Source organism: Roseburia sp. OM02-15 (assembly GCF_003481835.1).
GTDB lineage: Bacteria > Bacillota > Clostridia > Lachnospirales > Lachnospiraceae > Eubacterium_I > Eubacterium_I ramulus_A.
Window position 1 is genome coordinate 39,334 of sequence record NZ_QULX01000019.1, and the last position, 7,633, is coordinate 46,966.

At 45.0% G+C, this 7,633-nt stretch carries 8 protein-coding genes and 2 tRNA genes; all 10 read left to right on the top strand.

The window, feature by feature from the left end:
* The first annotated feature begins 5 nt into the window (after positions 1–5).
* The 10 genes from DXB15_RS13990 to DXB15_RS14035 all read left to right on the top strand — a co-directional run bounded on the left by DXB15_RS13990 (position 6) and on the right by DXB15_RS14035 (position 7,462).
* Positions 6–2,201, top strand: a complete 2,196-nt coding sequence (locus DXB15_RS13990; protein WP_118703300.1) for a Tex family protein — start codon at positions 6–8, stop codon at positions 2,199–2,201.
* A gap of 139 nt (positions 2,202–2,340) precedes the next feature.
* The gene (gene tsaE / locus DXB15_RS13995) at positions 2,341–2,775 is read left to right on the top strand and encodes a tRNA (adenosine(37)-N6)-threonylcarbamoyltransferase complex ATPase subunit type 1 TsaE (RefSeq protein WP_109214950.1); all 435 of its coding nucleotides are present in this window, start codon (positions 2,341–2,343) and stop codon (positions 2,773–2,775) included.
* Positions 2,772–3,491 (top strand): tRNA (adenosine(37)-N6)-threonylcarbamoyltransferase complex dimerization subunit type 1 TsaB, encoded by a 720-nt coding sequence (gene tsaB / locus DXB15_RS14000; protein WP_109214945.1) that lies wholly within the window; start codon positions 2,772–2,774, stop codon positions 3,489–3,491. The genes tsaE and tsaB overlap by 4 nt, the downstream gene beginning before the upstream one ends.
* Positions 3,478–4,119, top strand: coding sequence for a ribosomal protein S18-alanine N-acetyltransferase (gene rimI / locus DXB15_RS14005; RefSeq protein WP_242979795.1), 642 nt, complete (start codon positions 3,478–3,480; stop codon positions 4,117–4,119). The genes tsaB and rimI overlap by 14 nt, the downstream gene beginning before the upstream one ends.
* Positions 4,116–4,346, top strand: coding sequence for a hypothetical protein (locus DXB15_RS14010; RefSeq protein ID WP_118703301.1), 231 nt, complete (start codon positions 4,116–4,118; stop codon positions 4,344–4,346). The genes rimI and DXB15_RS14010 overlap by 4 nt, the downstream gene beginning before the upstream one ends.
* Entirely contained in the window at positions 4,340–5,251 is a 912-nt protein-coding gene (locus DXB15_RS14015) for a ribonuclease Z (protein ID WP_109214946.1), read from the top strand. Before DXB15_RS14010 ends, DXB15_RS14015 begins: the two co-directional genes overlap by 7 nt.
* Before the next feature lie 110 nt (positions 5,252–5,361).
* The gene (gene tsaD, locus DXB15_RS14020) at positions 5,362–6,387 is read left to right on the top strand and encodes a tRNA (adenosine(37)-N6)-threonylcarbamoyltransferase complex transferase subunit TsaD (RefSeq protein ID WP_109214947.1); all 1,026 of its coding nucleotides are present in this window, start codon (positions 5,362–5,364) and stop codon (positions 6,385–6,387) included.
* A gap of 1 nt (position 6,388) precedes the next feature.
* Positions 6,389–7,087 (top strand): 2-C-methyl-D-erythritol 4-phosphate cytidylyltransferase, encoded by a 699-nt coding sequence (gene ispD, locus DXB15_RS14025; RefSeq protein WP_118703302.1) that lies wholly within the window; start codon positions 6,389–6,391, stop codon positions 7,085–7,087.
* 161 nt (positions 7,088–7,248) lie between these two features.
* Positions 7,249–7,334: transfer RNA gene (locus DXB15_RS14030), tRNA-Ser, on the top strand.
* A 38-nt stretch (positions 7,335–7,372) separates the two neighbouring features.
* Positions 7,373–7,462 (top strand) — tRNA-Ser (locus DXB15_RS14035).
* The last annotated feature ends 171 nt before the right edge of the window (positions 7,463–7,633 follow it).

Here is a 7,633-nt window from a genome sequence, read left to right on the forward strand (position 1 = left end):
CGAATATGGATATCATAAAAAAACTTGCGGAGGAATTACAGATCCGTCCGGGGCAGGCGCAGGCAGCGGTCAAACTGATCGATGAGGGAAATACGATTCCATTCATTTCCCGTTACCGAAAAGAAGCCACCGGCGCATTGAACGACGAAGTACTCAGAAATCTGTATGAACGGTTAAATTACCTTCGCAACTTAGAAGAAAAGAAGAAACAGGTGCTTTCTTCCATTGAAGAACAGGGAAAACTGACCGAGGAACTGAAAAAACAGATTCTGGCAGCAGATACCCTGGTGGCAGTGGATGATCTGTACCGTCCGTACCGTCCGAAACGCCGTACCCGTGCAACAATTGCGAAAGAAAAAGGACTGGAACCGCTGGCAAATCTGTTGTCCTTGCAGCAGTTAGATCATTCTGCCGAGGAAGAAGCAGAAGCTTATATTTCTGAAGAAAAAGGTGTCGCATCCGCCGAGGAAGCGTTACAGGGAGCCATGGATATCGTGGCAGAAGCAATTGCGGATGAGGCAGATTACAGAACTTATATCAGAGAAAAGACGATGAAAAAAGGTACACTGACTTCCACTGCAAAAGATGAAAAAGCGGAATCCGTGTACGAAATGTATTATAATTTTGAAGAGCCTGTGGCAAAACTGGCAGGACACCGGATTTTAGCGTTAAACCGTGGAGAAAAGGAAAAAATTCTGACAGTGAAGCTGGAAGCCCCGGAGGAGGAAATTATCCGCTATCTGGAGAAAAAGACGATCCGCAGAGAAAATCCGTATACAACTCCATATTTAAAAGAAGCGGTAGCAGACAGTTATCAGAGACTGATCGCACCGGCAATTGAGCGTGAGATTCGAAACAGTCTGACAGAGGAAGCGCAGGAAGGTGCGATTCGTGTCTTTGGAAAAAATTTGGAGCAGCTTCTGATGCAGCCGCCAATTCGTGGACAGGTGGTGCTTGGATGGGATCCGGCGTTCCGTACAGGATGTAAGTTAGCTGTGGTAGATGCCACCGGCAAAGTGCTGGATACGGTGGTAATCTTCCCTACTGCGCCACAGAATAAAGTGGCAGAAGCCAAAGCTGTTTTGAAGAAACTGATCGCAAAATACCATATTACACTGATCTCTGTTGGAAACGGAACTGCTTCCAGAGAGTCGGAACAGGTGATCGTGGAACTGCTCAAAGAACTTCCGGTTCCAGTACAGTATGTGATCGTGAATGAAGCCGGAGCAAGTGTATATTCTGCAAGTAAACTTGCAACAGAAGAATTCCCGAACTTTGACGTGGGACAGCGAAGTGCCGCATCTATTGCAAGACGTCTGCAGGATCCGCTGGCAGAACTGGTAAAAATAGATCCGAAATCTATCGGTGTTGGTCAGTATCAGCACGACATGAACCAGAAACGTCTGGGAGAAGCACTGGAAGGTGTCGTAGAAGATTGTGTAAACAAAGTAGGTGTGGATCTGAACACCGCTTCGGTACCGCTTCTGGAGCATGTGTCCGGCATTAATAAGACCATTGCAAAAAATATCGTTGCATATCGGGAAGAAAATGGTATATTTAAGAATCGAAAAGCATTATTAAAAGTTGCAAAGCTTGGACCGAAAGCATTTGAACAGTGTGCCGGTTTCCTGCGTATCAGCGACGGTACTCAGCCGTTAGATGCTACCAGTGTACATCCGGAGAGTTACGGAGTGGCAGAAGCCTTATTAAAACGTTTGGGTTATTCTGAGGATGAATTGAAAAAAGGTGCAATTCCGGGACTTCATAAGAAAATCAGTGATTATAAGAAACTGGCAGAAGAACTTGGAACCGGAGAACTGACACTGCGTGATATTGTGAGCGAACTGGAAAAACCGGGCAGAGATCCGCGTGAGGACATGCCAAAACCGATCCTTCGTACCGATGTACTTGAGATGAAGGACTTAAAACCGGGCATGATCCTGAAAGGTACCGTTCGAAATGTTATTGATTTTGGCGCTTTTGTGGATATCGGTGTGCATCAGGACGGTTTGGTACACATTTCACAGATCTGTGATCGCTTTATCAAACATCCATTGGAGGCAGTATCTGTTGGAGATATTGTGGATGTGCAGGTACTCAGCGTGGATGTGGCGAAAAAACGAATTGCGCTGACGATGAAGATTCAGGACCAGAATCAGTTAGCAGAAAAGCAGAACAAAAATGTTCAGAAGAAAAAATAACTTGCGGATTTTATGAAAATGTAATCTGCAGGTTGATCAATAGTCTGAAGTTTTGTTAAGAAGATAAGCTGTAGAAGATAAACAATTTAAAATGCTACACGCAGACTGACAAATTAATTGAGGAACATGAATTATGAATATGAAGATAGAGTCGTTTTCAGCAGAAGAAACCTATGAATTAGGAAAAAAACTAGGAAGCGAGGCAAATCCGGGAGATGTGTTAACACTCATCGGTGACCTTGGAGTCGGAAAAACTGTATTTACCCAGGGATTTGCAGATGGACTTGGAATTACGGAGCCGATCAGCAGCCCGACATTTACCATTGTGCAGGTATATGAGGAAGGCAGACTGCCATTTTATCATTTTGATGTATACCGCATCGGCGATATCGAAGAAATGGATGAGATCGGTTACGAGGACTATTTTTACGGAAATGGTGTGACCATGATCGAGTGGGCGAATCTGATCGAGGAGATTCTGCCGGAGACATATCGGGAAGTTCAGATTGAAAAAGATCTGGAAAAAGGATTTGATTATCGTACAATAACCATCAGGGAGGTGCATCGCGCATGAAAATTTTAGCCTTAGACAGTTCAGGGCTTGTTGCCAGCGTAGCCATCGTGGAAGATGACAATATGCTGGGAGAATATACCGTAAATTATAAAAAGACACATTCACAGACACTGCTTCCGATGTTGGATGAAGTGGCAAAAATGATCGAACTGGATCTGAACAGCATCGATGCCATTGCGGTTGCAGCAGGACCGGGTTCTTTTACCGGACTCCGTATTGGTTCCGCTACCGCAAAAGGACTTGGACTGGCGCTGGACAAACCGCTGATCCATATTCCGACCGTAGATGCCTTAGCCTGCAATCTGTGGGGACATCAGTCTTTGATCTGTCCTTTAATGGACGCGAGACGGCAGCAGACCTATACCGGTATTTATGAATTAAAAAATGGTGCACTGGAAATTTTACAGCAGCAGTGTGCGGTTGGAATCAATGAAATAATTGCGCAGATCAATGAAATTGGCAGACCGGTAACATTCCTTGGAGATGGTGTGGCAGTATTCCATGATTATATCGAGGAAAATTGTACGGTGGCACACGATTATGCGCCGGCACATATGAACAAACAACGTGCAGGTGCTGTGGCATGGCTTGGTCTTCAGTACGCAAAAGAAGGAAAATTAGAGACAGCAGCGGAGCATTGCCCGGATTATCTGCGTCTGTCACAGGCAGAGCGTGAGCGTCAGGAAATGCTGGAGAAGCAGAATGCCGGAAAATAATATGGATCATGCTTTGAAAAATATGGTAAAAAATGCTGACTTACTTGATAAAAAGGATGGTATTTCCGGGAATGCAAATGGAGAAGAACCGAAGCATGGGATTTCCGAAAGTGTAGATGGAAAAGAACAAAGGTTTGGTGTTCCTGAAGTAGGAAGTGGCAGAGGCCAGAAACTCATTATTCGTGAAATGCAGCCGGAAGATGTCCCTGCGGTAGCTGCGTTAGAAGCAGCGTGTTTTTCAGAGCCATGGAGTGAGCAGGCATTTCTGGATGCGCTAAAGCAGCCGGAAGCACTCATGATGGCAGCCATCGGTATGGGTAACAATCCAATGGGTTACTGTGGAATTTATCTGTCGGCAGACGAGGGCGAGATCACAAATGTGGCAGTGCGCCCGGATCACAGAAAAAAGGGGATTGCCGATGCAATTTTGACAGATGTGCTATCAGAATCGCAAAAGCGTGGCGCTCGGACCATTTATCTGGAAGTGCGGGAGAGTAATCTGCCTGCGCAGAAGTTGTATGAGAAACATGGCTTTGTATCCTGCGGCATCAGAAAGAATTTTTACCGGAAACCGACAGAGCATGCCATTGTGATGAGCTGTGATCTGACACGGAGGATAAGCGAGTGAGAAAAGCAGGCGTATTATATTGTAATTGTTGTGGAAAAACGATTTCAGAGAGCTGTGGAGCTGATCGGGAAGAATTTTTTCATTTTGAAAAGACTTGGGGCTATTTTTCGGAAAAAGATGGAACCAGTCAGACTGCGGATATCTGTGAATCCTGTTTTGAACAGTGGATGTCACAGTTTCGAATTCCGCCACAGACCGTGGAAAGGACGGAAATATTTGAATGTTAGATGTATGTTTACTAGGTACGGGAGGCATGATGCCATTGCCGTATCGAAAATTAACTGCGTTGATGACACGATATAACGGAAGTAATCTGCTCATTGACTGCGGAGAGGGCACACAGGTTGCCATCCGGGAAAAGGGATGGAGCGTGCATGATCTGGACGTGATCTGTTTTACGCACTATCATGCAGACCATATCAGCGGTCTTCCGGGACTTTTGCTGACCCTTGGGAACGCAGACCGCACAAAACCGGTGCACATGATCGGTCCGAAAGGACTGGAGCGTGTGGTAAATGCCCTGCGCACCATTGCGCCGGAACTGCCGTTTCCGATTGAATATCATGAAATAACAGAAAAAGAGCAGGATTTTGAGATGAATGGATATTGTATCCATGCCTTTCGTGTAAATCACAATGTAACCTGCTACGGCTATACCCTGGAAATCAAACGTCAGGGCAGATTTGACGTGGAGCGTGCCCGTAGACAGGAGATTCCACAGAAATTCTGGAGCCGTCTGCAAAAAGGAGAAATCATCGAGGATGGAGACCGTGTGCTGACACCTGAAATGGTACTTGGTCCGCAGCGAAAAGGGATCAAGCTGACCTATTGCACGGATACCAGACCAGTTCCGATCATTGCAGAATGCGCGAAACATGCGGATCTGTTTATCTGTGAAGGCATGTATGCGGAAAAAGAGAAAGAAGCAAAAGCCCGTCAGTACAAGCATATGACTTTTTATGAGGCAGCAGATCTTGCAAAGAGAGCGGAAGTGACAGAAATGTGGTTGACACATTACAGTCCGTCTCTGACCAGAGCCGAGAGCTATATGGATGAGGTGCACAAGATTTTTCCGGCAGCTTCCCTTGGAAAAGACGGACGCAGCGTAGAACTTGAATTTGAAGAAGTCTAATAATAGAACATATGAAAGTAGTGCAGACAGATTGAAAATGTTTGTTTGATCTATATTAAGTTTGGAAAATAGATAAATGCCGTATGGAATACGGTAGATGGGAGAATATTATGGCAGAGAAAGATGTACTGATTCTTGCAATTGAAAGCTCCTGTGATGAGACAGCAGCAGCTGTCGTAAAAAACGGCAGAGAGGTATTGTCCAATGTGATTTCATCACAGATTGCATTGCATACATTATATGGGGGCGTTGTTCCTGAGATCGCCTCCAGAAAACATATTGAGAAGATCAATCAGGTTATTCAGGAAGCGTTAGACGAAGCGCATGTGACCTTAGATGACATTGATGCCATCGGTGTAACTTACGGCCCGGGATTAGTAGGTGCCCTGCTGGTTGGCGTAGCAGCAGCCAAAGCCATCAGCTATGCGAAAAAGATTCCGTTGGTAGGAGTGCATCATATTGAAGGACACATCAGTGCCAATTATATTGAAAACAAAGACCTTGAACCGCCATTTTTATGCCTTGTGGTATCAGGCGGTCACACACACCTTGTAAAAGTGGCAGATTACGGAAAATACGAAATCCTTGGAAGAACCAGAGATGATGCAGCCGGGGAAGCTTTTGATAAAGTAGCCCGTGCCATCGGCCTTGGTTATCCAGGCGGCCCGAAAATTGAAAAAGCAGCCCGGGAGGGAGATCCTATGGCAATTCCGTTCCCGAAAGCAAAAGTCAACGATAATCCGTATGACTTTAGTTTCAGTGGCGTAAAATCCGCAGTATTGAACTATATCAACGGATGCAAGATGAAAAATATTGAGATCGTGCCGGAAGATATCGCTGCATCTTTCCAGAAAGCAGTGACAGACGTGCTGATCGCACATGCTATGCATGCGGCAGAAGAATTTAAAATTGATAAACTTGCGATTGCAGGCGGCGTGGCTTCCAACAGTGTGCTGCGGGAAGGTATGAGAGCAGCATGCGAGAAACGCGGAATCTCTTTTTATCATCCGTCACCGATTTTCTGTACAGACAACGCGGCAATGATCGGTGCAGCAGCATATTATGAGTATCTGGCAGGAACCCGTCACGGATGGGATCTGAATGCAGTTCCGAATCTGAAACTGGGAGAACGCTGATATGAGTGAAAAGAAACGGCATGCAGCCATTGTGCTGGCAGCAGGAAAAGGTTCCCGGATGAAAAGCGATGTTCCGAAGCAATACCTGATATTAAATGGAAAACCGGTGCTGTATTATGCACTCCGGGCATTTGAGGACAGTTTTGTGGATGAAATCGTGCTGGTGACAGGTGCAGGTCAGGAGTCCTATTGCCAGAAAGAGATTGTAGAAAAATATGGATTTCAGAAAGTGACGCATGTCATAGCAGGTGGAAAAGAGCGCTATGATTCTGTCTATCGGGGAATCTGCGCGCTGGATGGGGCAGATTATGTCTATATCCATGACGGCGCACGTCCATTTATTGATGATGCCCTTTTATTAAGAGCAAAAGAAAACGTGGAGCAGTATCACGCATGTGCAGCCGGTATGCCGAGCAAAGATACCATCAAAATCGTAGATAAGGATGGCTTTGTGGCAGACACACCACAGAGAAAGTATACTTGGATGATACAGACGCCACAGGTGTTTGACTATCTATTGATTCGTGATGCTTATGAACAGCTGTATCAGCATATGCCTGAAGTACAGATCACGGATGATGCTATGGTAGTAGAGACGATGCTTCAGACTCCAGTTAAGTTATATGAAGGAAGTTATAATAATATAAAGATTACCACACCGGAAGATCTGGTGATTGCAGAGTCTTTTCTTCATGTATAGACAGCTTTTTTGTCTGCTTATGTAAGAGAGAAAGATACATATATAGCCCTGCTAATTGAACATGTGAAAAAAATGTAAAAAAATGAAAAAAACTTGTTGACAAGGCAGGGGGTTATATGTATAATAATCCTTGCGCTGGTCAAATAGCGCAAAACAAAATTGGAGAGATATCGAAGTGGTCATAACGAGGCGGTCTTGAAAACCGTTTGTCCGCAAGGGCGCGTGGGTTCGAATCCCACTCTCTCCGTTATCGACTAAGTCGATGATCATATATTATTTTAATTCGGAGAAGTACCCAAGCTGGCCGAAGGGACACCCCTGGAAAGGGTGCAGGTCGTTAACAGCGGCGCGAGGGTTCAAATCCCTCCTTCTCCGTTCGCAGTTATAAAAAATGAAAAAAGTTGTTGACAAGCACTTGAATACATGATAATATAACTGAGCTGTTGAAAAAACAGCAAGAAAAAAATTGTTGACAAAGCCGATCGCCGGTGATAAGATAAACAGGCTGTCGCTTGAAACGACAACAAAGAAAAATAAAAAAGTTGT